Source organism: Candidatus Accumulibacter necessarius, from assembly GCF_036625085.1.
This window is the reverse complement of sequence record NZ_JAZKUM010000007.1, coordinates 126,929-149,928: the sequence shown is the minus strand read 5'-3', so window position 1 is coordinate 149,928 and position 23,000 is coordinate 126,929. Positions and strand designations below refer to the sequence as shown.

Below are 23,000 nucleotides of genomic sequence, written 5' to 3'. Positions count from 1 at the left end.
CTCAATCCGTGGCCTCGGCCAGTTCACGACGGCGCAGCGACGAAGGCCACAGGCCCGCCGGACGAAAGCGCATCACAAGTACCAGGGCGAGACCGAAGACGAGCATTCGCAAGCTCTCTGGGTCGATGATCATGCGTCCGAAGGCGGCCTGCTGAATTGGTTCGATACCATAGCGGAGCGCCTCGGGCAATGCGGTCAGTAGAACGGCGCCGAGGATCACCCCGGGGATGTGCCCCATGCCGCCGAGGACGACCATGGCCAGAATCGTGATCGACTCCATCAGCGAGAAGCTCTCGGGGCTGACAAACCCCTGCATGGCAGCAAAGACACCGCCGGCGATGCCGCCGAATGATGCGCCCATGGCAAAGGCGAGCAGCTTGATGTTTCGCGTATTGATGCCACAGGCCTTGGCCGCAACTTCGTCCTCGCGAATCGCCTGCCAGGCGCGACCGATGCGTGAATCCTGCAAACGCATATTGACGACGATCACCAGGATGGCCAAGGCGACCAGCAGGAAATAATACTTTTGCGGGCCCGAAAGGGTGACGCCCAGGATGGTGCTGGTCTGGGAAAAGGAAAAATCGCCGATCCTGATGGGATCGATCAGGGTGATGCCCTGCGCGCCATTGGTGACGTTGATCGGCGCATTGAGATTGTTCATGAAGATGCGGATGATCTCACCGAAGCCGAGGGTGACGATTGCCAGGTAGTCCCCGCGAAGTTTCAGCGTCGGGGCCCCGAGGAGAACGCCGAAGAGACAGGCGAGCGCCGCGCCAAAGGGCAGGATTACCCAGAAAGGCAGGTGGATGCCGAAATGCGGCGAGGCCAGCAGCGCGTAGGCATAGGCGCCGACGGCGTAGAAGGCGACGTAACCCAGGTCGAGCAAGCCGGCATAACCGACAACGATATTCAAGCCAAGCGCCAGGAAGACGTAAAGGATGGCGAAATTGGCAATGCGCACCCAGGCCTGGCCACCCATGGCGGCCACGAAGGGGACCGCGAGCAAGGCTGTGGCGAGCAGCAGCAGTCCCAACCAGTGTTGCTGCCAGAAAGGGAATTTCTTGCGCGGGAGGTTCATGCGCGATCTCCAGTACGCTCGCCAAACAGCCCCGAGGGACGAAACATCAGCACGATGATCAACACCACGAAGGCAAAGATGTCCTGGTAATGGCTACCCAGGAAATCACCGGTCAGATCACCGATGTAGCCAGCACCCAGCGCCTCGATGATGCCCAGCAACAAGCCGCCGGCCATGGCTCCTGCCATATTGCCGATACCGCCCAGCACAGCCGCAGTGAACGCCTTTAGGCCGAGCATGAAACCCATCTGGTAATGGGCGATCTCGTAGTACGAGCCGACCATGCAACCGGCCAGTGCGCCCAAGGCCGAACCGATGATGAAAGCCATGGCGATGACGCGGTTGATGTCGACGCCCATCAGCAAGGCCACGTGCGGGTTCTGCGCCGTTGCCCGCATGGCCATGCCAATGCGGGTGCGCTGCACCAGGTAGGTGAGGCCGAGCATCACCAGCGCCGCCAGACACACGATTGCCACCTGTACATTGGTGAAACTCGCGCCGCCGACCTCGAAAATTTCCTTGTTGATCATCGGCGGGAAGGTGATGTAATTCCGGCCCCAGATGATCATCGCCACATTCTGGAGGACGATCGACATGCCGATCGCCGTGATCAGCGGCGTCAGTCTTGGCGCATGCCGCAGCGGCCGATAGGCAACCCGCTCGAGTGCCCAGCCCAGAATCATGCAGGCCAGCACTGCAACCAGCAGACCGATGCCGAGAATCAGCAGCGGCGGCATCCCCGAGCCAGCGAGCGAAACAATCACCGTGAAAGCCACCATCGTACCGATCATCACCACCTCACCATGGGCGAAGTTGATCAGACCGATGATCCCGTACACCATGGTGTAACCCAACGCGACGAGGGCGTAGACGGCACCGAGCGTGAGTCCGTTGATCAGTTGCTGTAGGAGAGTGTCCATGGTCAGGCTTTCCGCAACGAGGCACTGTTGGCGAACCAGAGGTTCCGACTCATGGCACCAGGGAGGGAGCCGCGCGGATACGCGGCCCGGTTCAAACTGAGCGGATGCGGCTACAGGAAAGCGGAGGGAATGGCCACAGCCACTCCCTCCCTGCCGGCTGGCGCGGCTGCCCTTACTTGGGCGCGGTACCGCCTTCGCTCTTCAGCGTCACCAGCTTGCCATCCTTGATCTCGAAAACGGTAATCGCACCGTTCTTGATATCACCCTTCTCGTCGAACTCGATCTTGCCGGTAACACCGTCGTAGGAGGTCTTGCCCACTTCCGGCAGATATTTTGCCGGGTCTGCAGAATTGGCCCGCTTCATCGCGTCAACCAGGACCATCACCGCATCGTAGCTGTAGGGCGAGTAGATCTGGATCTGGCCATACTTCTTGGTGAAATCTTCCAGGAACTTCTGGCCGTTCGGGAGCTTTTCTGGCGGCAGGCCGGCCTGCGTGCAGATGACGCCTTCGGATGCCGGCCCGGCAAGCTTGATCAGCTCTGGCGAGCAACCGCCGTCACCGGTGGTGAACTTCGCCTGGATACCGAGTTCCTTGATCTGCTTGAGCATCGGACCACCCACCGCATCCATGCCGCCAAGGAAGATCACATCCGGCTTCTTCGCCTTGATCTTGGTCAGAATCGCCTTGAAGTCGGTCGCCTTGTCGGTCGTGAATTCGCGCGCGACAACCGTTGCACCGGCTGCCTTGGCGGCCTTTTCGACCTCGTCAGCCAGACCCTGGCCATAGGCGGTACGGTCGTCGATGATCGCAATCTTCTTGCCACCCAGATCCTTGACCGCGTAGGTGCCGACCACCGAACCCTGCTGGATGTCGTTGGCCATCACCCGGAAGGCGGTATTGAACCCCTGCTGAGTGTATTTTGGATTGGTTGCCGAAGGCGAAATCTGCGGCAGGCCGGCTTGGTTGTAGATCGCCGAGGCGGGAATGGTCGTACCCGAGTTCAGGTGACCGACAACGCCAGCCACCTTGGCGTCGACCAGCTTCTGGGCAACGACGGTACCGGTCTTCGGGTCAGCCTGGTCATCCTCGCCGAGCAGTTCGAACTGGACGACCTTGCCACCGATTTCGACCTTCTTCGCGTTAGCGTCTTCGATAGCCAGACGGGCGCCGTTTTCGTTGTCCTTGCCGAGGTGTGCGATCGGGCCGGTCAGCGGCGCAACGTGGCCGATCTTGACCACTAATATTTCCGGCTTTGCCGGCGCAGGAGCGGCGGCGACAGGCGCCGCCGCGGGTGCGGCAGCCTTGGGCTCTTCCTTCTTGCCACAGCCGACCATCGCCAGGGACGCGGCGAGAACAACAAGTACACCAGGGATACGTACGTGGTTCATAGACTTGATCTCCAATATTGTGTTTGTTACCGGGCCAGCGAACGGGCGATTGTCCAAGTACATCAGGACCTTGTCAACCGGCATGTCACGCTGGCGCCGGCAGAATCACGACTCGGCGCCTTTCCCAGAAACCGAAAACCGGCGCTCGGCCGGTTCTTTCTTTGCTTCATCGCCTATTTCAGGCTGAGGATCCACTTCACCAGCTTGGTCGCCTCGTCCGGCTTGACCGAAGGGTTCGGCGGCATCGGCACCGGACCCCAGACACCCTTGCCGCCCTCGATCACCTTCTTGGCGAGCATTGGTTCATCCTTGGCGGTGTACTTCTTGGCCACATCCTTGTACGCCGGACCAACGACTTTCTTGTCCACAGCGTGACAAGACAGGCAGTTCTTGGACTTGGCCAGGGCTTCATCAGCCTGGACAGCACCGGCGGACATCACGCCGGCGGCAGCCAGCAGGCACGCGTAGATCGCTTTCATGCTCTTACTCCGTTCAGATAAGGGGTTTGCAACGTTCCGATATTATTTCAGTTTGGCCGGCTTGGAAAGCCTCTTCACCCCATCAGCCAGCAGCACCCATGACCACAGTTCAATAACGTTCATCCACCGCTGATCGTTGACAACGCTTCCCCCAAAACTGCGCAACCGCCGCCTGGAATCAGCGCCGCTTCAACTGTCCCAGATCACGCACCGCACCGGTCGCCGCCGAGGTGGCCATCAGAGCGTAGGCCTGCAGCGCCTGCGAAACGGCCCGCTGGCGTGCAACCGCCGGCTGCCAGGCACCCTCGCCCCTGGCGTCCATCCCCGCACGACGCCTGGCGAGTTCGGCATCGGCAATGGCCAGATGGATACGACGCCCTGGAATATCGATCTCGATCAGGTCGCCTTCTTCCACCAGACCGATCGCCCCCCCCTCAGCCGCTTCCGGGGAGACGTGCCCGATCGACAGACCGGAGGTACCGCCGGAAAAGCGACCATCGGTGAGCAGTGCACAGACCTTGCCCAGCCCTTTCGACTTCAGGTAGGAGGTGGGATACAGCATCTCCTGCATGCCCGGCCCACCCTTCGGCCCTTCGTAGCGGATCACCACGACCTCGCCGGCTCTGACCTGATCGCCGAGAATCGCCTGGACGGCATCATCCTGACTCTCGAAAACGCGCGCCTTGCCGGTAAACACCCAGATGCTTTCATCAACGCCGGCGGTCTTCACGATGCAGCCGTCAGTCGCGATATTGCCGTAGAGCACAGCCAGACCGCCATCCTGCGAATAAGCGTTTGCCTGCCTGCGAATGCAGCCGTGTGCGCGATCCAGATCGAGCGCAGGGTAGCGCCGGTTCTGCGAAAAAGCCGTCTGCGTCGGAATCCCTCCCGGCGCCGCCAGGTAGAACTGGCGCACTGGCGACGCCTGCGTACGCATCACATCCCAGGTGTCGATCGCCTGGCCGAGTGTCCTCGCATGCACCGTCGGCACACCGCGATGAATCAGGCCCGCGCGGTCGAGTTCCCCGAGGATGGCGAAAATGCCTCCAGCACGGTGCACGTCCTCCATGTGGTAGTCAGGCGTTGCCGGCGCCACCTTGGCCAGACACGGGACCTGACGCGAGATTCGGTCGATGTCGTCCATCGTGAAATTCACCCCGCCCTCCTGCGCGGCCGCCAGGATATGCAACACGGTGTTCGTCGAACCGCCCATCGACACGTCCAGCGTCATCGCATTCTCGAAGGCTTCGAAAGTGCCGATGGCGCGGGGCAACACCGAGGCGTCATCCTGCTCGTAGTATCGGCGGCAGAGCTCGACGATCTGGCGGCCAGCCTGCAGAAACAGCCCACGGCGATCGGCATGGGTGGCCAGAAGACTACCATTGCCTGGCAGCGAAAAGCCCAGTGCCTCGGTCAGACAGTTCATCGAATTGGCCGTGAACATGCCCGAACACGACCCGCAGGTTGGGCATGCGGACCGTTCGAAGGTGTCGACTTCCTCGTCGGAGCAATTGCTGTCGCCGCCCTTGACCATCGCATCGACGAGGTCGACCGCAATCACCTTGCCGCCCCATGTCACCTTGCCTGCTTCCATCGGGCCACCGGAAACAAAAACGGTCGGGATGTTGACCCGCATTGCCGCCATCAACATCCCCGGCGTGATCTTGTCACAGTTCGAAATGCACACCATCGCGTCGGCGCAGTGGGCATTGACCATGTATTCGACCGAGTCGGCGATCAGGTCGCGCGACGGCAGCGAATACAGCATGCCGTCGTGCCCCATGGCGATGCCGTCATCGATGGCGATGGTGTTGAATTCCTTGGCAACGCCAGCGGCTGCCTCGATCTCGCGCGCCACCAGCTGGCCCAGATCCTTGAGGTGCACATGCCCAGGAACGAACTGCGTGAAGGAATTGACCACGGCAATGATCGGTTTGCCGAAGTCCCCATCCTTCATGCCCGTAGCACGCCACAGCGCGCGTGCGCCGGCCATGTTGCGACCGTGGGTCGAGGTGCGGGAACGGTAGTGCGGCATGGCGAATCTCCAATCGGGAATGGGCCAGAGAGTGACGGGCTATAATGCGGATTCTATCCGAAACCCCCGGGGTGTTCGCGCCGTGTTGATCCATCCGCAGTTCGACCCAGTCGCGCTTTCACTCGGCCCGCTGAGCGTTCACTGGTACGGGCTGATGTACCTGCTCGCCTTTCTCCAGTTCTGGTGGCTTGGCCGCTACCGGATTCTGAACCATCCGCAGCTTTCGCAAGCAGGCTGGACGGTGCGGCAGCTCGACGACCTGCTGTTCTACGGCGTCCTTGGTGTGATTGTCGGCGGCCGGCTTGGCCAGGTCCTGTTCTACGAGCCGGAATACTACCTCGCGAATCCCCTGCAGATCCTGGCGGTATGGCGTGGCGGAATGTCGTTCCATGGCGGCTTTCTCGGTGTGTTGATCGCGATGTGGCTTTACGCCCGGAAAACCGGCCACACCTGGCTCGAGATCACCGACTTCATCGCACCGCTGGTGCCACTCGGCCTGGCCGCCGGACGCATCGGCAACTTCATCAATGGTGAGCTGTGGGGACGTGCGGCTGATCCATCCCTGCCATGGGCCATGGTTTTTCCCTGGGTCGACGACGTGCCGCGCCACCCTTCGCAACTCTATCAGGCGGGGCTCGAAGGCCTCGCGCTGTTCGTTGTCCTATGGCTGTACTCAAGTCGCAGGCGGCCGCGCGCCGCCATTTCGGGAGTCTTCCTGATCGGTTACGGCTTCCTGCGTTGGGCGGCCGAGTACTTTCGCGCCCCGGATGTGGGGATTTTCGGCTTTTCGTATACTGTGAGCATGGGGCAGTGGCTGTCACTGCCGATGATCGTTGTCGGAATAGTTTTTGTCGTTTACGCGCATCGCCAACGCACCTGAGTCGAAGCGTCGTTGGCCGCGCGGCAAAGGAGGAAACAATGGCTGAAGGCATGGTGGTGCGGGGGCTGCGCCGGGTGCGCACGCTGCTCGCAGAGGGTAGCACTCCGCGTGGCCTGGAAGGAAGACGGCTGCTCCTCGTTCGTAATCTGCTGCATGAATGCGCCAGTGGCATCGGCGGTGAAGTCTCGGCACGGCAGCGCGCCGGCCGTCTGGCGGAAGCCTACCTGCGTCTCAACGACGAGGGTCGAGCGACGTTCCTGCGCATTGTCGCCACCGAATTTGGTCCCGACCCGCAGCAGGTCGCCAAGGCGCACGCAGACTATCAGGCCGCGATCGGCAGCGATGCGCAGTGGGCTGCCGAGTCCGCGCTGCGCAACGCCATGCGCTCGTCGCGCCTGCGCATCCTGACCCAGTTCAATACCCTGCCCCAAGGGGTGAAGTTCCTCGTCGACCTGCGTGCCGACCTGCTGCGCTATGTCGAAACGGATCCGGCGCTGCGCTCGCTTGACCGCGAACTCGAGTCCCGGCTCAGCGCCTGGTTTGACGTCGGTTTCCTGGAATTGCAGCGCATCACGTGGAGTTCACCGGCAGCGCTGCTCGAGAAGCTGATCGAGTACGAGGCAGTGCATGAGATCCGCTCATGGAGCGATCTCAAGAACCGGCTCGATTCCGATCGTCGTTGCTACGCCTTCTTCCATCCCCGGATGCCGATGGAACCGCTGATCTTCGTCGAGGTCGCTCTGACTGATCATCTCGCAGACAATGTCCAGACGCTGCTCGACGAACATGCCCCTGTATTCGACGCGCAACGGGCCAGCACGGCGATCTTCTATTCGATCTCGAACACCCAGATCGGCTTGCGCGGAGTGTCATTCGGCAATTTCCTGCTCAAGCGCGTCGTGGACGATCTCAAGCGCGACTACCCGCGACTGGTCAGCTTTGCCACACTGTCCCCCCTGCCCTCGCTCCGGCGCTGGTCCGAGAAAACACCTGACGCCTGGCAGCAGGCCTTCAACCGAGCCGATATCGAGCGGATCAAACGCCATCTGGCGCCGGAAATGCCCGCCCCAGATGGCGCTGACGACCTGCCGAAACTGCTTGCGGATGATCGCTGGGCGAATGACGAGCGGCTGGCACGCGCCCTGCAACACGGGCTGACCCGCCTGGCCGCACGCTATCTGCTGACCACCGGCAAGGGTGGCAGGCCTTATGACCCGGTCGCCCGCTTTCACCTCGGCAACGGCGCGCGCATCGAACGCCTCAATTACCTGGCCGACACCTCGGCGCGCGGCCGGGAGCAGTCCTACGGCCTGATGGTGAATTATCTTTACGACCCTGATACTATCGAAGCCAATGTCGAAGCTTTTTCCCGCAGCGGCGAGATTGCTGCCGCTGCAGCCATCCGTCGTTCTGCCCGTGACTGAGAATGCCCGGCCAGAACGTTTTTCCGCTCCTGTTAGACGAAAGAACACCACATGAACGAACGTCCATTCAAAGTCCTCGGAATCCAGCAAATCGCCATCGGCGGCCCGGACAAGATGAAGCTGCGGCAACTGTGGGTCGATATGCTCGGCCTCGAAATTACCGGCAACTTCGTCAGCGAACGCGAAAACGTCGATGAAGACATCGTCGCCATGGGTAAAGGTCCGTTCAAGGTCGAAGTCGACCTGATGCAACCGGTCGACCCCGAAAAAAAACCCGCAGTGCACGCAACGCCGCTCAATCACGTCGGCCTGTGGATCGATGACTTGCCAAAGGCCGTTGAATGGCTGAGCGCCAACGGAGTGCGCTTTGCGCCGGGCGGAATCCGCAAGGGTGCAGCCGGCTTTGACATCACTTTCCTGCATCCAAAGGCGAACGCCGAATTTCCCATCGCCGGTGAAGGGGTGCTGATTGAAATGGTGCAAGCGCCACCGGAAGTGATTGAGGCTTTCGCCAAACTGGCCTGAGAACCACCCACATCACGAAGCCACCACGCCAGAACAAGGGCGACTTCGCTGATCGCGCGCACCCCGGGCGGCCTCATCGACCGGGGTGGCAGCACTGCTCCGTCTATCGACGGCACGATTTCCGGCAGCAGCTTCGCCGGCCAACGGCCAGCAAGCGAAGGCATGCGCTTGCGCTCTTCAACTGCCAGACCGCATCCCCGTCCACGACCGCCGGTTCCCATTCACCTCATCGGGTCTGAAACACGCACCCCAGGCGGGCGCCTCGGCCGGTACGGCAGGCCGGCAAACTCGTACGCTCACGAGATCGCACGTTTTGTGCGCCGTGCTGTTCATTTTTGCGAAAAAATCGACGATAATTGCCAACCCCGGGGAGTTCCGGCGCAAGGAGGAGGAGAACCATGCCAGAAATTCATCACGTCGGAGTCCTTCACCGAACCGTGAGCGACCCGGCAAGCCTGCTGGGGCCGACCGCGTCGAACGCCGCTGCGCACCCCGTACCGCTGTCCGAGTGTCGTCGGCAAGCAGGGCCATCGTCTGGAACATAGCGCCACGCCAGGAGGCGCTTTCATCTCTCAGCAGTTTTCAGCCACACCAAGGAGGCATCAATGAGTGAAGTCAAAGCCGTGCAAGAAGAGGTCGTACCGGAAAACAAGCAGGACACTACCGAAAGCGTCAGCTCGGAGCCGGCATCGGCTCCGCCAGTCGCCGCCTCCGACAAGGCCTTGCCCAAAGCACCAGCGAAAGCAGCCGCCAAGAATACTGAGCAGAAAACTGTGTTAAAGAAGGATGCCGTGAAGACCAAGGGTCAGAAGGCGGTAAAAGGCAAGCCGGCAGCACCGCAGCAGGCAACTCCAGGCATTGTCAATCTGAATGAAGTCGCCCACCCTGCTCGCAAGCCACCGCTAAAGACCAAGGATTACGAAGAGACGCTGTCGAAAATGCAGATCGAACTGGTAAAACTGCAGGAGTGGATCAAGTTCAAGCGCCTGAAAGTGGTCGTCCTGTTCGAAGGACGCGATGCCGCCGGCAAAGGCGGCACGATCAAGCGGATCACCGAGAGCCTCAGCCCGCGCGTGACCCGCGTCGCCGCGTTGCCGGCACCGACCGACAGAGAGCAGAGCCAGTGGTACTTCCAGCGCTACGTCCAGCACCTTCCGGCCGGCGGCGAAATGGTCCTCTTCGACCGTAGCTGGTACAACCGGGCGGGCGTCGAGCGGGTGATGGGCTTTTGTACTGAAGACGAATACCGGGAATTCCTGCGCAGCTGCCCAGAATTCGAGCGCATGCTCGTCCGTAGCGGCATCATCCTGATCAAGTACTGGTTTTCGGTCAGCAACGAAGAGCAGGAGCGCCGTTTCCAGAAGCGGATCTTTCATCCGGAAAAGCACTGGAAGCTCAGCCCGATGGATCTGGAATCGCGCGCACGCTGGGTCGAATACTCGAAAGCCAAGGACGCCATGTTCGCCCACACCGACATCAAGCAGGCACCGTGGTATGTGGTTGACGGTGACGACAAGAAGCGCGCCCGGTTGAACGTCATCACGCATCTGCTGAACATGATCGACTACGAGGACCTCACACCGCAGCCGATCGTCCTGCCGCCCCGTCAGGATGAGGGCGGCTATGTCCGCCCGCCGATCACCGACCAGACCTTCATTCCTGAGGTGTACTGAGCGGCAGCCAAGAAAAAACCCCGCGGGTGCGGGGTTTTTTCCTGCTTACCTACCGGACCACTGCGATATCCATCAGTCAGCCCGGCTGGCAAGAGAACTACTTGTAATAGCCGACGGCACACACCTGGTCGGCGACCTTGGTGACGAACACGACCTTGGCCACCGGATCAGTCTGGCCAGGGCGCGGCCACACGTAGGAAACCTCCGCAATCGAGCCGTCCTTGGCTGCCGCGTAGACTTCGGCGCCCAGCGGCTTGCCCGCCTTGTCCTTGAGATCCTTCAGGCTCTTCCCGACCAATGTCGGATGAGCGGTGAAGTTTCCATCCGGCCCACCGCAGTACGGATAGAGGTCGCGATCCTTGAAGCCACCTTCACCCTTGGTGAACATCCCAAGCGCTTTGGCCTTGTCGGCCTTGACTGCAACGACGGCCTTTTCGAGCATGGCTTTCGCCTCGGCAGGCGTCCCATACTCCGCCGCGATGGCGGTACCGACAGATCCGAGAAAGGCCATTGCTGAAACCACAGCTAATTGACGCAGCATCGTAAGTCTCCTTTTCAAGTTATCACACAGCAAACGAAGTGCTGGTGTATCGCAAGCGAGCAGGGAAACCCCACTCGCGCCTCATGGTAGCTCAAAACCGGCCGGTGTGACGAACATCATGAGATTGCTGAAGTGCGACTCCCGGCTGGCGCACGAGAAGCCGCTTCCGCCGCAGGCTCACTCGTCGTGGTCGGCAACGGCAATGCTGCACTGAGCACGATGTCGGGCGCGTAGAGCCATCGCCATCTCAAAGGCGGCTTGTGTGAAACTCAGAATCTCTGCGAACTCCTCATCGCTGAGCGCACGGGCATCGTCATTGCTGCGATAGACGTTGACGAACTGGTGTTCGCGCACCGTCTGCAGCACCAGTTTGCCGACGCCCAGCCCTTCCAGGCTCTTCCACAGTTCCGGATTGGAACTGCGCGTCAGCCGCATGACAAAACCCACCGGGTCATTGCGGCCGAAGACCGCCGCCAGTCGCAGAATCAGCTCGAACGAGAGGGCGATGCGGCCGTTCTCGATCGCCTCGATCAGCGACGGGTCCTTGAGGTCTATGGCCGCGCCGACTTCTGCGATGGTCAGGCCGGCCGTCTCACGCATTGCGCGGAGTACCGCACCGGTCCGGCCCCAGGCAGCCGGTTCCGCCATGCTCGGCAAGACCGCTCGCACGACCTCACTTGCCGCATCGATCGGATGGCCCTCCTGCAGCGCCCGGCTCACTTTGCCGGCAGTCTCGATCGCCCGCCCCGCAAGCACCGTCGTCGCACTGATGTCCAGCAATCGGCCGGCCATGGCGCGCATCTGATCAACGAGACCGGGCTCTGCCGGCGGACGAATCTCGGTCGTCGCTTCAGCAGCGGGCTTCTTCGTGTTTCGCCTGGGAACCGAAGCCTTCCGTTTTTCTACTGGTGAGGGTGGGCTGGTCATGATTCATCCTTTCCTGGAAGTGACTACAGGCGGACCGCGAGGTGATCAAATCCGACTGAATTCATTGCTTCGTCCATGGTCATAGGACGCAGTCTCGTAGCATCATACACAAAACCCGTATCCATCAGAGGAGACATCCGTGAGCCGCACCAGCGATTTTGACAGCCTCGTTCCCGCCAGTCCCTTCAGCCGACGCCAGTTCATGGTCAGTGCCCTGGGCGCTGGTTTCGCCCTGGCCGTACAACCGGTTGCCGCTCAGACCATCATCACAACCGATAGCGTCGGCCTCACTGCCGGCGAGGTCAAGATTCCGGCTGCCGGCGGCGAGATGCCAGCCTATCGCGCACAACCGGCAAGCGGCGGCAACTGGCCGGTCATCCTCGTGGTGCAGGAGATTTTCGGTGTCCATGAGTACATCAAGGATGTTTGCCGCCGTCTGGCCAAGCTTGGTTACCAGGCCATCGCGCCCGAGCTTTTCGCGCGGCAGGGTGACCCGCGGCAGTACGGGAGCGTGGCGGAACTGTTGAGCAAGGTGGTCAGCAAGGTCCCGGATGGGCAGGTCATTAGCGACCTCGACGCCTGCGTCGCCTGGGCCGGTGCCCAGGCTGGTGACGTCAATCGCCTGGGGATCACCGGCTTCTGCTGGGGCGGCCGGATTACCTGGTTGTACGCCGCGCACAATCCACAGCTCAAGGCCGGCGTCGCCTGGTATGGCAGAATCGTTGGCCAGACCAGCGAACTGACCCCCAGGCAGCCGATCGACATCGCTGGCAAGCTGAACGCGCCGGTGCTCGGGCTTTACGGCGGAATCGATCAGGGCATCCCGATCGAAACCGTAGACCAGATGAGCGAGGCGCTCGCCAGTGCCGCCAATCCGGCCAGCAAGACGTCGACAATCCATGTCTATGACCAGGCGCCGCATGCCTTTCATGCGGACTATCGACCGAGCTACCGCAAGGACGATGCGGAGGATGGCTGGCGCCGCCTGCAGGCGTGGTTCCGGCAGCACGGCGTCTGATCTACTCGACGCGAGTGCGGTGGTCGCAGATGCATGCGCGCGTTGCGCCGCTCATCTGCCATCACATCAGCTGATCGGCGCCAACTTCCTGACCCAACCTCAGGTCGACTCCACCTCGCTGGCATCGCCGTAGGTTTCGACCCCCAAGTGCTCGGCGACCTTTCTCGCCCCCAGGTCGATCATCGGCGAAACCACGATCAGACGCCATACCTCTCGCTCAGGCGCGAGCCGGCCAACGCAGCACGCCGGTCGCCAGCGCGGTTCCCAGAACGACGATGACGCCGCCGACGAGCATGCCGGCAGCAAGCCTTTCGCCGAGGAACAGGCTGCCCCAGAGGACGCCGAAGAGCGGGATCAGGAAGGTCACCGTCACGGCGCGCGAAGCGCCGACGTTGGCAATCAGGCGGAAGAAAAGCAGAAAGGCGAGCGCGGTGCAGCCGACGCCGAGAACGATGGCCGCCGACCAGGCCATCAAGCCGGGCTGCACGGTCGGCCAGAACCAGACGGCAAAGGGCAGCAGGAGCACGGCGGCGACAATCTGCGAACCGGCAGAGCTGACCAGCGCCGGCACGCCGCCCAGCAGACGCCGGGTCAGGTTGGCGGCAAAGCCATAAGACAGCGTCGCCAACAGCATGGCGACGATCGCCCAGCCGCTGCCGCCAGGCTTGAAATCGGCCTGGTCAGCGGCGAGCAAGAGCACGCCGGCGAAACCGACGACCAGACCGGCAGCGCGAGAAATGCCGAGGCGTTCGCCTAGCCAGAGCGCGCCGATCATCGCGGTAAAGATCGGTACCGTGGCATTGAGTATCGACGCCAGACCCGCCGTAATCGACAACATCGCCCAGGCAATCAGCACGAAAGGCAGCGCCGATCCGAAAACGCCCATCAGCGCGATACCGAAGGCGTGCTCGCGTAGCGCCCTGCCTTGCCGGCGCAGGATCAGCAGGGGCGCCAGACACCCCGCGGCGATCGCGACGCGCAGCCAGATCAGCGGCAGCGGACCAAACGCCGGCGCGGCATAGCGCATGAACAGGAAGGAGCCACCCCACAGCGCGGCCAGCAAAATCAGGTCACTCAGATCGCGTAGTCTCATCGGGTAGCACTTCCTGGCCTGGCCCGGCGAGTTCCCCGCCGCAGGGTAAAAAGGATCCGGAGCATATTACCCGGCATCACGCCTGTGCAAGCGTGAATCGTTCCTGCTTTTCTGGTTCATCGGGGCGTGGCTTGCCGCTCGTCGCTTGCAGCAGCCATGCCATTGCGGTCCAGCGTGGCCCGCTGCGCACTCGGTGCGCCACCTTCGTGGCGCTGCCAGACGCGCCGAAAATCGCGCGCCGAGGCAAAACCCGCCAGCTCGGCGACGCGCCCGATCGACAGTTGCCGGTCGGCGAGCAGTTCGCGCGCCCGCGCGACCCGCAGCCGTTGCTGATAGCCAACGACGCTGATGCCGGCATGCTCGGCAAAGAGCCGCGCCAGATGGCGGGCGCTGACGTGCGCCTGCCCGGCCAGTTCTTCGAGCGACCAGCAGCGAGCAGGATCCAACGCAATGGCGTCCTGTGCGCGATGGACGGCCGGGTGGAGATGGTTGCGGTGGGCGAGCCACGGGGACAGCTGCGGCTCGTGGCCACCACGGCGCTGATAAACAACCTGCCGGCGCGCGACGCGGGCAGCAATCACGACCCCGACGTACCGCTCGATCAGATACAACGCCAGATCGATGCCGGTCGTGATACCCGCGCTGGTGAGTACCCGTCCGTCTTCGACGAAAATCCGGTTCTCCTCGACCTTCGCCGCCGGTGCCGCGACCCGCAACGCTTCGATCAGACTGTGGTGTGTGGTACACCGCCGGCCGTCGAGCAGGCCCGCCGCGGCCAAGAGCAGCGCACCGGAACAGATGCTCGCCACCTGCGTATCCGGCTGCAGCGCGCCGCGCAGCCATGCCACTACCGCCTTCGCCTCGGGCCGCGCGTAGTCCTCTGCCTCGCAGGCATTGCCGGTCACGATCACCAGGCTGTTGCGCGGCAGTTGCATCGGGAGGCCCGCCAGTCCGAGAAGTTCCACTCCCAGTGAAGTCCGCAGGCGCGGCACCGGCGCACAGGAGTGGACCACCAGGTCGCCACCCATCTCGGCGGCCATGCGCATGGCCTCAGCCGGCCCGGCATAGTCGAGCATCAACACGTTGGGGGTCAGCACGAACCACACCGAGAGCGTCATGGTCGTGCTCTCGCCCAGGCCAGCAGCCGAGTGGCGAACAGATTCACCGCCAGACCGAGCATCAGCAGCGCACCGCCGGCGAAATGCACCGGCCGCAGTGCTTCGTCAAACACCAGCCAGCCGGTTGTCAGCCCGACCACTGGCACCAGTAGGCTGAACGGCGCCACCTGATTGGCCGGATAACGCGACAGCAGACGTGTCCACAAGCCATAGCCGAGCAGCGTCGCTGCCCAGGCGAGATAGGCCACTGCGGCAAATGAACGCCAATTGAAACCGGTCAGCGCCTCGGCCATCGCCGGCTCCCCTTCGATCAGCAGGGACAACGCGAGAAATGGCAACGGCGGCACCAGACTTGCCCAGACGACAAAGGCGAGCTGGTTGATCGGGCCGCAGCGCGCAACGGCGCGCGTCACTATATTGCCGGCGGCCCACATCGAAGCAGCAGCGATGGTCAGCAGAAATCCCGTCAGCGGCATCGACAGACCGTGCGCCGAACCGATCAACCCCAGACCGCAGGCCGCCAGCACAAGCCCCGCGAGCTGGCTGCGGCGCCAGCTTTCGCCCAGCCACAGCGCGGCAAAGAGCATGGTGAAGAAAGCCTGTGACTGCAACACCAGCGAAGCCAGCCCGGAGGGCATGCCGAGGTGAATGGCCGAAAACAGGAAGGCAAACTGACCGACCGAAATGGTCATCCCGTACGCCAGGTAAAGGCGCCAGGGCACTTTCGGCGGTCGCAGCAGGAACACCGCCGGACAGGCCGCCAACAGGAAGCGCAAGGCACCGAGCAAGAGCGGAGGCACTTCGGCGACACCGATCTTGATCACCGCGAAGTTGAGACCCCAGACGACCACCACCAGCAGCGCCAGAAGCAGGTCGATTGGCCGCATGCGCTTCAGGCCGGCGCGGTCGCAACCAGCCCGGCAAGCCGGCTATCGCTGACACAGGGCCTGAACACCCGCTGCGTCGAAGCCGGCGACGTTGCCAGCTTGTCCACCGGGCGAATCGGGCGCCGCAGCAACTCACCGCCGCAGTTCGGGCAACGGCAGGCGAGTATCGTAGTCGCGCAGTCGGCGCAGAAGGTGCATTCGAACGAGCAGATCATCGCTTGCGGCGAGCCAGGCGGCAGATCGCGATCGCAGCATTCGCAGTTCGGTCGCAGTTCAAGCATTGTCGTCTCCGAGGCCGGCCAGACAGTCGTCGACGCTGACGACGCGCGCGAAGCGCCCGGCCAGGACGAGTTCGCTATGCGCCTTGATCTCCTCTGCTGAATAGATGCGGCCGCTCGCCGGATGCGTCATCGGGAAGGTCAGCGTCGCTTCGCTGACGAAGTCGATCGCGTAGCCGATGTCGCAGCCGACCCGCGTCGTCGTCTCGCAGCACTGTTCGGTGCGGATGCCGGCGACGATCAGGTGATCGATACCACGGCGGCGCAGCCACAGATCGAGACCGGTGTCGGAGAAGGCGTTGTGCGCGTGCTTGAAGAAGCATGCCGCAGGCGAACCCGGCAGCCACTGGAGCGCCCGCACGTATCCTGATGCCTCGGTAAACGGCCCTGCCTGACCGACGTGGAAAATGTGCACCACAGGCACGCCGCGCTGGCGACAGCCCGCGTCAAGCCTGAGCAAGGCTGCCCTGAAGTCGGGCAGATCGCTCTCCGACCAGAAAGGCATGTGGCGGAAAGATTCCTGAACGTCAATCACGATCAGAGCCGAGCGCCGAACGCTGGCGTTGTCATTTACGGACATTTCGGGACCTCACTGGTTTTGTCATGACCGGATGATAGACGCCTTAAACAAGATAAGCCATACCGCAAGTGGACAAGAAAGGGACAAAATCAGCCGTAATATGCTCGTGCTTCACCGGTGCCACTACGGTGCGCAACGCTCCTTCGATCCTGCCTGCGCGGCACCTCGTGTCGGGCCTTCATCGCCGACGCCAAGCTGCGCATCGCCCGGTCTGGCGCCTTTTACTACCCCGATGTGATGGTGACCTGCGACCTCGCCATCTCACCATTGGCGACGACGACCAGGTGGTCGAGGCACCGAAAGCAATGACCAGCCCGGCGAAACCGGCGGCGGCGAACTCGTCGGTCGCTGGGAGGATGATGTTCAGGAACAGTGTCAGCTCGACATGATGACGAAGTCCTCGCCCGACCGCCGATCGGGGTGCAAGGGGTTGTCGGTCACGATCAGCACCATGCCCGGATGCATGCTCTTTTTCATCGCCACCCGGAAGGCCTCGCTGGCCTGCAGCCGGACAGGCACGACTTCATCCGCCTGATTGCCGCCGGCATAACTGACGCCCGGCTTTTCGTGATGGCTGATGGCGTGCCATGACAGCCCCTTGCCCGCCTCATCCCCGCCCCGCAGGATGAAGACATGCGAACCGAGGTCTTTGGCGTCACCCTTGATGGTCACGGAACCCTGGGCGATCAGTTTGCTGTTCTCGATCAACTCGATCTTGCGATCGGCCGTCGAGGCGATGACCGTCGTCACGGGATACTCCGCGGCCTCGCCCCAGTCAGCGGGATGGCGCTTCTCCGTCAGGCTATTGACGGCGAACTCGAGCTCCTCACCGGCGTCGGCACCCAGGACAAGGCCAGGATGCGTCAACTCCCAGGGATCGCTGTGCGAACCGGCGATGATCACCGGCGTGCCGATGTGCGTCACTGCCCAGAGCTTTTCCGAGAAGTCCATCGGCAGGCGGACGCAACCATGCGAGGCCGGATAGCCGGGAAGATTGCCGGCGTGAAGCGCGACCCCGTCCCAGGTCAGACGATTCATGTTCGGCATCGGGGCGTTGTTGTAGGTTTTCGAGTGATGGTCCTTGTCCTTCTGGAGCACGGTGAACACGCCGGTCGGCGTCTCGTGGCCCGGCTTGCCGGTCGAACAGGTGGCGACCGCAATCCGGATGCCGTTGCGGTAAACGTGCACCCGCTGTTGCGGAATCGATACGACCACCGCCACCGCCCCCTTGGGTGAACGGTCCGGATGCCAGGTGAACTCGCCGGGCTTGAGCGCAGCGATCTCCTTGACCACTTCTGTCGCCCAGGAGGTGGAGGCGGCGAAAAGTGGCGATGAGGCAAGCGCGGCGAGTTTCAGGATGGCGGTTCGGCGGTCGTAGGCTGGTTTCATCTATGCTCCTTGAAAGAAAAAGAAAGGGATCAGACCACCGCCTACGCCGGGACGGGTCAGCGATCTACGACTCGGCCGCCGCTTTTCAGCAGGACTCTGGCAAAGCGATTGCCGGACACGGCGTCACGAACGCGTGGTCTCTCCTGGTGATGTTGCGACATGGGCACGCTGAAAAAATCTGCCCGCAGACCAATACCAATGCGCTCTCCCGCAAAGGCCTGACGGACCGGTCTGTCCGGACACCCGCGCGACCTCAGTCGCCGCCGCAGCCGCCGCCACTGCACCCGTCACCAGCCGAACCGTCGCCATCGCCGCCGCTACAACCGCCGCCGCCGCAGCCGATATGGCCGGCGCAGAAGCCGGTTCCGGCACCGGCCTGCACCGCTGCAAGACAATCGAGCTGATAGACGAAGCCACCGGCAATGCCGAGCATTGCGTCAAGCGCGAAAAGCAGCGGCAGCGACTGCGGCGACTGCGGATCGATCCCGTCGCGTTGGCACGCCAACCGCCAGGCGCGCTTGATGCCATCCTGAGCGTCGGTTGGCGAGCGCATCGCTGCGGCAGGCGTGTGGTGCAGGAAGCGACCGAGTCCTCGTTCGCAGAACTGCTGATACTGGCGGGTGAACAGGATGAACTCGTGCCAGGCATCATCGACCACCTGCGAAGGCATCGCCACCAGGCGCTTCCTGGATTCGCGGCAGAGCTGGAAATACTCGCGCAAGCCATCGAATACCAGCTCCCGCTGCGCCTCGCTCAGCTCAGGCCGACGCGCGGCCAGACGCCGGTCAAGAAACTTCGCATAGGGGTAGCGATCGATAAAGCCTTCGCGCTGCCTGATCAGCGCACGCCACCAGACGATTGCCGCGGCAATCAGTCCGATCACCATCAGCAAGATCACCAGCTTGATCAATTCCGTTCCCCGCTCGCGACTTCAAACCGTGCTGAAGCACAGGTACTTGATCTCGAGATACTCGTCGATGCCATGCCGGGAGCCTTCACGGCCGATGCCGGACTGCTTGACGCCACCAAAGGGCGCGACCTCGTTGGAGATCAGGCCGGTATTGATGCCGACCATGCCGTATTCCAGCGCTTCGCCGACGCGCAGGCAGCGCGCGATATCGCGCGCATAGAAATAGGCCGCGAGGCCGAACTCGGTGTCATTGGCCATGGCGACGGCCTCGGCCTCCTCGGTAAAGCGGAACACCGGCGCCACCGGCCCGAACGTCTCCTCGCGCGCCACCCGCATTGCCGGCGTCACGTCGGCGAGCACCGTCGGCTCGAAGAAGGTGCCGCCGGATGCGTGCCGGCGGCCGCCGGTGAGCACGCGCGCGCCCTTGCCCACGGCGTCAGCGATATGCGCCTCGACCTTGGCCAGCGCCGCCGCGTCGATCAGCGGTCCCTGAGCGACGCCTTCCTCGCTGCCCGGCCCGACCGTGAGCGACTGCACGCGCCTGGCCAGTTGCTCGACAAAGCGGTCGTAAACCCCGTCCTGGACCAGCAGCCGGTTGGCGCAGACACAGGTCTGGCCAGTGTTGCGATACTTGGCAATGATCGCCCCCTCGACCGCCGCCGCGATATCGGCATCGTCGAAAACGATGAAAGGTGCGTTGCCGCCGAGTTCGAGCGAGAGTTTCTTGATCGTCGGCGCGCACTGCGCCATCAGCAGGCGGCCAACCTCGGTCGAACCGGTGAACGAGAGCTTGCGCACCACCGGGCTGGCGGTCAGTGCGCCACCGATTGCCAGCGGATCGCCGGTCAGCACATTGAAGACGCCTGCCGGCAGACCGGCATCCTCGGCCAGCAGCGCCAGCGCCAGCGCCGTCAGCGGCGTCTGCTCGGCCGGCTTGACCACCACCGTGCAACCAGCCGCCAGTGCCGGCGCGACCTTGCGCGTGATCATCGCCAGCGGGAAGTTCCACGGCGTGATCGCGGCACAAACGCCGACCGGCTGCCGGATGGTCAGCAAGCGTCGATCGCTTGCCGGGCTCGGGATCGACTCGCCGTAGACCCGCTTGCCCTCCTCGGCGAACCACTCGACAAAGGAAGCGCCGTAAGCGACCTCGCCACGCGCTTCGGCAATCGGCTTGCCACATTCGGCGGTAATCAGTTGCGCCAGGTCTTCGGCGCTGGCGACGATCAGTTCGTACCAGCGGCGCAGCACGGCCGCCCGCTCCTTCGCCGTCCTTGCCTGCCACGCCCGCAAGGCTGCCGCCGCGGCAGCGATCGCCCGTGCCGTCTCGGCCGCCGTCATCAGTGGCACCTCGGCCAGCTTGCCGCCGCTCGCCGGGTCGCTCACGGCAAAGCTGCGTCCATCATCGGCGGCCAGCCAGCAACCATCCAGGTAACACCGTGTGCGCAGCAGGCGCGGATCGGCAAGACGCATGACGTTTCCCCCGAAAATCTCCAAAGCGGCAGTTTATACTGTGCACCATGCGTGTCCACCTGTTGATCGCCTGCACCGTCTCGCTGCTGCTGGCCGCCTGCGCGAGCCAGCCGCCGGCGCCCCCGCGCCCGACACCGGGGCTGGCCGATCGCCCGGCGGCCAGCGAGAAAGCCCACGACGTGGTGATCTTTGCGCTTGGCCTGATCGACACCGGCTACCGCTTCGGCGGCAAGAATCCCGAAGCCGGTCTCGACTGCAGCGGCATGGTGTCGTACATCTACGGCCGCGCGGCCGGCATCAAGGTCAGTGGCAGCGCCGCCGACATCGCCCGCCGCGGGCGTCCGATCGAGCGTGGCGGCCTGCGTCCGGGCGACCTCGTCTTCTTCAACACCCGCAACGCCCCCTTCTCGCACGTCGGCATCTACATCGGCGACAAGCGTTTCGTGCACGCGCCGTCAGGCAGCGGCCGGATACGCATCGACCAGCTCGACGCCCGCTACTACGCGCAACGTTTCGAGACTGCGCGGACCTTCTTCGACTAGGTCCGGTCCAATCAGTCCTGGCGCAACTCGACGCGCCCCTCGAAAACCCGTACCCGGTCGCCCTTGCTCACCACTGGCTCGTCGTACTGCTCAATGAAGGCGTAGGTGCCATCCTCGTAACGCACGGTGACGACGTACGTAGTCACCGGCGCGTTGGCGTGGCGCGCATCCTCGACGGCGCTGCCAGTCCCGATGATCGGCGCCGTCACCAGACTCGGCGCGATCGCCGGCGCCGGACTCCGCGGCCGCGGTCCCTCATGCGTCTGGCTGCGAATCGCCGTCACCACGCCGCAGCGCTCGCATGGTCCGCTGCGCTCCTCCTCGATCAACTCGCGATAGTCATCCTGGCTGCTCGGCAGCTTCAGGTGGCTCTGAGCCAGAGACAAAGGGGTCAGGGCGACGGCCAGCCCGATGGCGACCAGTATTCTTGCGCGCTGCATGATGAAACTCCTTGAAAGACCTTTGACGGTATCCGCGAGGCGGCCAGCCAAGGTGAACAGATGGCTGATCTTAGCATTGCTCAAGGGTCGCGAAGAACACAGAGAGTCGACAGGACGATTGGCACGACCGGTAACGCCAGCTGCTCTCGTTGCCTTCAGTCGATGATGGTAAGCTCGCAAGTGCGGTTTGCATTCACCTGTCCGTTCCAAACCAGCAATTGCATGCCTTTTTCTTTGTCGCCCTGGTCCACAAACCTGTCATATTTTCCGTCCGTAAGAAAGCAAGCATTCCAGAGGTTGAAGGCATGCTCGGTCCTCCCATTGCCATCGACGCCCGTTGCACCAGCCGCAGCCGTTTCGCTCGCCCGCCAATTGCCGTCAGCGGCAGAGTAATAGAAGGTGAAGAAGACGGACCCACTTGCCGTTTGACCGTCGCCGGCCCAACGCGTGGCGGCCAGCCGAATCTGGCAGCCGTCGGGATCGGCGCACAGGGCGAGCAAGGTATCCATCGGAATGGTCCTGGTTCTGCCGCCGTACTTCCGCGCGGTCAACGACAGATGATAGCGGGGTGAGATCTCGTAGGACGCTTCCGGCTCGTCGTCCCTCTGGTAGCGCGCGCGGGAGTTCAGCATGCCATCAACCCGGGCATCCCCCCCGGCGTGGAGGTTACCCCCCAGGTGACCATTGCCGCGAGCATCGAATTGGCTCGAAATCGGGGTCTCGCCGCCGACAAGGAGCGAGCCCTTGGTGTGGGCGTCCCCGGCGACGTCGAGCGTGCCGTTGATCCTGGCGTTACCGCCAACGTCTAGGGTCTTTCCGACTCTGCCGTCTCCGCCGACGTCGAGCGCACCGGTGATTGGGGCGTCCCCCGCGACCTCGAGCGTGCCCTTGATGCGGGCGTTCCCGTCCACATCGAGCCTCGTCTCCGGCTTGCTCGTTCCGATGCCGACCCGTCCGGCCTCGTCGCTGAACAGCGCCTCCGCCGCGCCTTGGGCACGGAGCGGCCCGGTCGCCAGCAGCACGACCGAGGCAACGGCAGCAAGGGCAAGCGCCGGGCCCGTTGTAACCAGCCGGCGGGGGCTCGCCTTTGGCAGGGATTCCGGGCTCATCCCTTGGCGATCCTCGAAAGCAAGCCTGTCGACCATTCGATGTTCCTCCGAAGTATAGGAAATCCAACGGCACCATTGAGAGCATATGAGCCCCCACCAAGCAGCGTCAGTTCCAAATCTTATTCCATGAGCTTCAAAAGGGCAAAAAGCCATCCTAATCCCGCCTCGCCCGGTGCCATCCGCCATGAACAGCTGCAACTCCTCGGCGTTCCGGTCGACGTGCTAACGCGTCAAGCGTCGCCCAAGAAGCTCAGGGCAACCATTCTTTCTGAGGCGTTGCCTCGTATGCAC

General features: G+C 63.0%; 23 protein-coding genes. 6 read left to right on the top strand and 17 right to left on the bottom strand.

What is annotated here, in order from left to right; translation table 11 throughout:
- Position 1: 1 nt before the first annotated feature.
- The 5 genes from V5B44_RS19000 to ilvD all read right to left on the bottom strand — a co-directional run bounded on the left by V5B44_RS19000 (position 2) and on the right by ilvD (position 5,902).
- Positions 2–1,078, bottom strand: a complete 1,077-nt coding sequence (locus V5B44_RS19000; protein WP_332360625.1) for an ABC transporter permease subunit — start codon at positions 1,076–1,078, stop codon at positions 2–4.
- The gene (locus V5B44_RS18995) at positions 1,075–1,998 is read right to left on the bottom strand and encodes a branched-chain amino acid ABC transporter permease (RefSeq protein ID WP_332360623.1); all 924 of its coding nucleotides are present in this window, start codon (positions 1,996–1,998) and stop codon (positions 1,075–1,077) included. Before V5B44_RS18995 ends, V5B44_RS19000 begins: the two co-directional genes overlap by 4 nt.
- 172 nt (positions 1,999–2,170) lie before the next feature.
- The gene (locus tag V5B44_RS18990; protein WP_332360621.1) at positions 2,171–3,388 is read right to left on the bottom strand and encodes a branched-chain amino acid ABC transporter substrate-binding protein; all 1,218 of its coding nucleotides are present in this window, start codon (positions 3,386–3,388) and stop codon (positions 2,171–2,173) included.
- Positions 3,389–3,561: 173 nt separating this feature from the next.
- On the bottom strand, positions 3,562–3,867 hold the full coding sequence (locus V5B44_RS18985) for a c-type cytochrome (protein WP_332360619.1): 306 nt from the start codon (positions 3,865–3,867) through the stop codon (positions 3,562–3,564).
- Between the two features lie 178 nt (positions 3,868–4,045).
- Positions 4,046–5,902: a dihydroxy-acid dehydratase gene (gene ilvD / locus V5B44_RS18980; RefSeq protein WP_332360617.1), complete on the bottom strand. Its 1,857-nt coding sequence runs from the start codon at positions 5,900–5,902 to the stop codon at positions 4,046–4,048.
- Positions 5,903–5,984: 82 nt separating this feature from the next.
- Between ilvD and lgt the strand changes: the two genes are divergently transcribed.
- The 4 genes from lgt (at position 5,985) to ppk2 (ending at position 10,404) form a co-directional block, all read left to right on the top strand.
- Positions 5,985–6,782, top strand: coding sequence for a prolipoprotein diacylglyceryl transferase (lgt, locus tag V5B44_RS18975; RefSeq protein ID WP_332360615.1), 798 nt, complete (start codon positions 5,985–5,987; stop codon positions 6,780–6,782).
- Positions 6,783–6,820: 38 nt separating this feature from the next.
- Positions 6,821–8,206, top strand: a complete 1,386-nt coding sequence (locus tag V5B44_RS18970; RefSeq protein ID WP_332360613.1) for a malonyl-CoA decarboxylase — start codon at positions 6,821–6,823, stop codon at positions 8,204–8,206.
- A 51-nt stretch (positions 8,207–8,257) separates the two neighbouring features.
- Positions 8,258–8,731: a VOC family protein gene (locus V5B44_RS18965; RefSeq protein ID WP_332360611.1), complete on the top strand. Its 474-nt coding sequence runs from the start codon at positions 8,258–8,260 to the stop codon at positions 8,729–8,731.
- A gap of 857 nt (positions 8,732–9,588) precedes the next feature.
- Entirely contained in the window at positions 9,589–10,404 is an 816-nt protein-coding gene (gene ppk2 / locus V5B44_RS18960; RefSeq protein WP_332360779.1) for a polyphosphate kinase 2, read from the top strand.
- 97 nt (positions 10,405–10,501) lie between these two features.
- On the opposite strand, the gene V5B44_RS18955 is transcribed toward ppk2, so the two are convergent.
- Together V5B44_RS18955 and V5B44_RS18950 are read right to left on the bottom strand one after the other, a co-directional pair.
- Positions 10,502–10,945: a cache domain-containing protein gene (locus tag V5B44_RS18955; RefSeq protein WP_332360609.1), complete on the bottom strand. Its 444-nt coding sequence runs from the start codon at positions 10,943–10,945 to the stop codon at positions 10,502–10,504.
- Between the two features lie 177 nt (positions 10,946–11,122).
- Positions 11,123–11,872, bottom strand: a complete 750-nt coding sequence (locus V5B44_RS18950) for a helix-turn-helix domain-containing protein (RefSeq protein ID WP_332360607.1) — start codon at positions 11,870–11,872, stop codon at positions 11,123–11,125.
- Positions 11,873–12,074: 202 nt separating this feature from the next.
- Here V5B44_RS18950 and V5B44_RS18945 point away from each other — a divergent pair, with 202 nt between their 5' ends.
- Entirely contained in the window at positions 12,075–12,890 is an 816-nt protein-coding gene (locus tag V5B44_RS18945; protein ID WP_332360778.1) for a dienelactone hydrolase family protein, read from the top strand.
- Positions 12,891–13,107: 217 nt separating this feature from the next.
- Here the strand turns inward: V5B44_RS18945 and V5B44_RS18940 are convergent, their stop codons facing one another.
- The 8 genes from V5B44_RS18940 to V5B44_RS18900 form a co-directional block, all read right to left on the bottom strand.
- Positions 13,108–13,983 carry a DMT family transporter gene (locus V5B44_RS18940; protein WP_332360605.1) on the bottom strand — a complete coding sequence of 292 codons (876 nt, stop codon included), beginning with the start codon at positions 13,981–13,983 and terminating at the stop codon, positions 13,108–13,110.
- Positions 13,984–14,099: 116 nt separating this feature from the next.
- On the bottom strand, positions 14,100–15,101 hold the full coding sequence (locus V5B44_RS18935) for a GlxA family transcriptional regulator (protein WP_332360603.1): 1,002 nt from the start codon (positions 15,099–15,101) through the stop codon (positions 14,100–14,102).
- Positions 15,098–15,988 (bottom strand): EamA family transporter, encoded by an 891-nt coding sequence (locus V5B44_RS18930; RefSeq protein ID WP_332360601.1) that lies wholly within the window; start codon positions 15,986–15,988, stop codon positions 15,098–15,100. Before V5B44_RS18930 ends, V5B44_RS18935 begins: the two co-directional genes overlap by 4 nt.
- Positions 15,989–15,993: 5 nt before the next feature.
- Complete coding sequence (locus V5B44_RS18925) at positions 15,994–16,269, bottom strand: DUF1272 domain-containing protein (protein ID WP_332360599.1); 276 nt, start codon at positions 16,267–16,269, stop codon at positions 15,994–15,996.
- Positions 16,262–16,846, bottom strand: coding sequence for an isochorismatase family protein (locus V5B44_RS18920; RefSeq protein ID WP_332360597.1), 585 nt, complete (start codon positions 16,844–16,846; stop codon positions 16,262–16,264). Before V5B44_RS18920 ends, V5B44_RS18925 begins: the two co-directional genes overlap by 8 nt.
- A gap of 375 nt (positions 16,847–17,221) precedes the next feature.
- Positions 17,222–18,235: a L,D-transpeptidase gene (locus V5B44_RS18910; RefSeq protein ID WP_332360594.1), complete on the bottom strand. Its 1,014-nt coding sequence runs from the start codon at positions 18,233–18,235 to the stop codon at positions 17,222–17,224.
- A gap of 253 nt (positions 18,236–18,488) precedes the next feature.
- Positions 18,489–19,145: a glycine-rich domain-containing protein gene (locus V5B44_RS18905; RefSeq protein WP_434735483.1), complete on the bottom strand. Its 657-nt coding sequence runs from the start codon at positions 19,143–19,145 to the stop codon at positions 18,489–18,491.
- Between the two features lie 21 nt (positions 19,146–19,166).
- Positions 19,167–20,618 carry an NAD-dependent succinate-semialdehyde dehydrogenase gene (locus V5B44_RS18900; protein ID WP_332360592.1) on the bottom strand — a complete coding sequence of 484 codons (1,452 nt, stop codon included), beginning with the start codon at positions 20,616–20,618 and terminating at the stop codon, positions 19,167–19,169.
- A 47-nt stretch (positions 20,619–20,665) separates the two neighbouring features.
- On the opposite strand from V5B44_RS18900, the gene V5B44_RS18895 reads away from it, so the two are divergent.
- Positions 20,666–21,160 (top strand): C40 family peptidase, encoded by a 495-nt coding sequence (locus tag V5B44_RS18895; RefSeq protein WP_332360589.1) that lies wholly within the window; start codon positions 20,666–20,668, stop codon positions 21,158–21,160.
- 11 nt (positions 21,161–21,171) lie between these two features.
- Here V5B44_RS18895 and V5B44_RS18890 read toward each other — a convergent pair whose 3' ends face one another.
- The gene (locus V5B44_RS18890; protein ID WP_332360587.1) at positions 21,172–21,600 is read right to left on the bottom strand and encodes a hypothetical protein; all 429 of its coding nucleotides are present in this window, start codon (positions 21,598–21,600) and stop codon (positions 21,172–21,174) included.
- Between the two features lie 155 nt (positions 21,601–21,755).
- On the bottom strand, positions 21,756–22,745 hold the full coding sequence (locus V5B44_RS18885) for a hypothetical protein (protein ID WP_332360585.1): 990 nt from the start codon (positions 22,743–22,745) through the stop codon (positions 21,756–21,758).
- Between the last annotated feature and the right edge of the window lie 255 nt (positions 22,746–23,000).

Bases quoted from the DNA above. Each gene is read 5' to 3' on its own strand.
- V5B44_RS19000 (WP_332360625.1), bottom strand. From the start codon at position 1,078: ATGAACCTCCCGCGCAAGAAATTCCCTTTCTGGCAGCAACACTGGTTG.
- V5B44_RS18995 (WP_332360623.1), bottom strand. From the start codon at position 1,998: ATGGACACTCTCCTACAGCAACTGATCAACGGACTCACGCTCGGTGCC.
- V5B44_RS18990 (WP_332360621.1), bottom strand. From the start codon at position 3,388: ATGAACCACGTACGTATCCCTGGTGTACTTGTTGTTCTCGCCGCGTCC.
- V5B44_RS18985 (WP_332360619.1), bottom strand. From the start codon at position 3,867: ATGAAAGCGATCTACGCGTGCCTGCTGGCTGCCGCCGGCGTGATGTCC.
- ilvD (WP_332360617.1), bottom strand. From the start codon at position 5,902: ATGCCGCACTACCGTTCCCGCACCTCGACCCACGGTCGCAACATGGCC.
- V5B44_RS18970 (WP_332360613.1), top strand. From the start codon at position 6,821: ATGGCTGAAGGCATGGTGGTGCGGGGGCTGCGCCGGGTGCGCACGCTG.
- V5B44_RS18965 (WP_332360611.1), top strand. From the start codon at position 8,258: ATGAACGAACGTCCATTCAAAGTCCTCGGAATCCAGCAAATCGCCATC.
- V5B44_RS18955 (WP_332360609.1), bottom strand. From the start codon at position 10,945: ATGCTGCGTCAATTAGCTGTGGTTTCAGCAATGGCCTTTCTCGGATCT.
- V5B44_RS18950 (WP_332360607.1), bottom strand. From the start codon at position 11,872: ATGACCAGCCCACCCTCACCAGTAGAAAAACGGAAGGCTTCGGTTCCC.
- V5B44_RS18945 (WP_332360778.1), top strand. From the start codon at position 12,075: ATGGTCAGTGCCCTGGGCGCTGGTTTCGCCCTGGCCGTACAACCGGTT.
- V5B44_RS18940 (WP_332360605.1), bottom strand. From the start codon at position 13,983: ATGAGACTACGCGATCTGAGTGACCTGATTTTGCTGGCCGCGCTGTGG.
- V5B44_RS18935 (WP_332360603.1), bottom strand. From the start codon at position 15,101: ATGACGCTCTCGGTGTGGTTCGTGCTGACCCCCAACGTGTTGATGCTC.
- V5B44_RS18930 (WP_332360601.1), bottom strand. From the start codon at position 15,988: ATGCGGCCAATCGACCTGCTTCTGGCGCTGCTGGTGGTGGTCGTCTGG.
- V5B44_RS18925 (WP_332360599.1), bottom strand. From the start codon at position 16,269: ATGCTTGAACTGCGACCGAACTGCGAATGCTGCGATCGCGATCTGCCG.
- V5B44_RS18920 (WP_332360597.1), bottom strand. From the start codon at position 16,846: ATGTCCGTAAATGACAACGCCAGCGTTCGGCGCTCGGCTCTGATCGTG.
- V5B44_RS18910 (WP_332360594.1), bottom strand. From the start codon at position 18,235: ATGAAACCAGCCTACGACCGCCGAACCGCCATCCTGAAACTCGCCGCG.
- V5B44_RS18900 (WP_332360592.1), bottom strand. From the start codon at position 20,618: ATGCGTCTTGCCGATCCGCGCCTGCTGCGCACACGGTGTTACCTGGAT.
- V5B44_RS18895 (WP_332360589.1), top strand. From the start codon at position 20,666: ATGCGTGTCCACCTGTTGATCGCCTGCACCGTCTCGCTGCTGCTGGCC.
- V5B44_RS18890 (WP_332360587.1), bottom strand. From the start codon at position 21,600: ATGCAGCGCGCAAGAATACTGGTCGCCATCGGGCTGGCCGTCGCCCTG.
- V5B44_RS18885 (WP_332360585.1), bottom strand. From the start codon at position 22,745: ATGGTCGACAGGCTTGCTTTCGAGGATCGCCAAGGGATGAGCCCGGAA.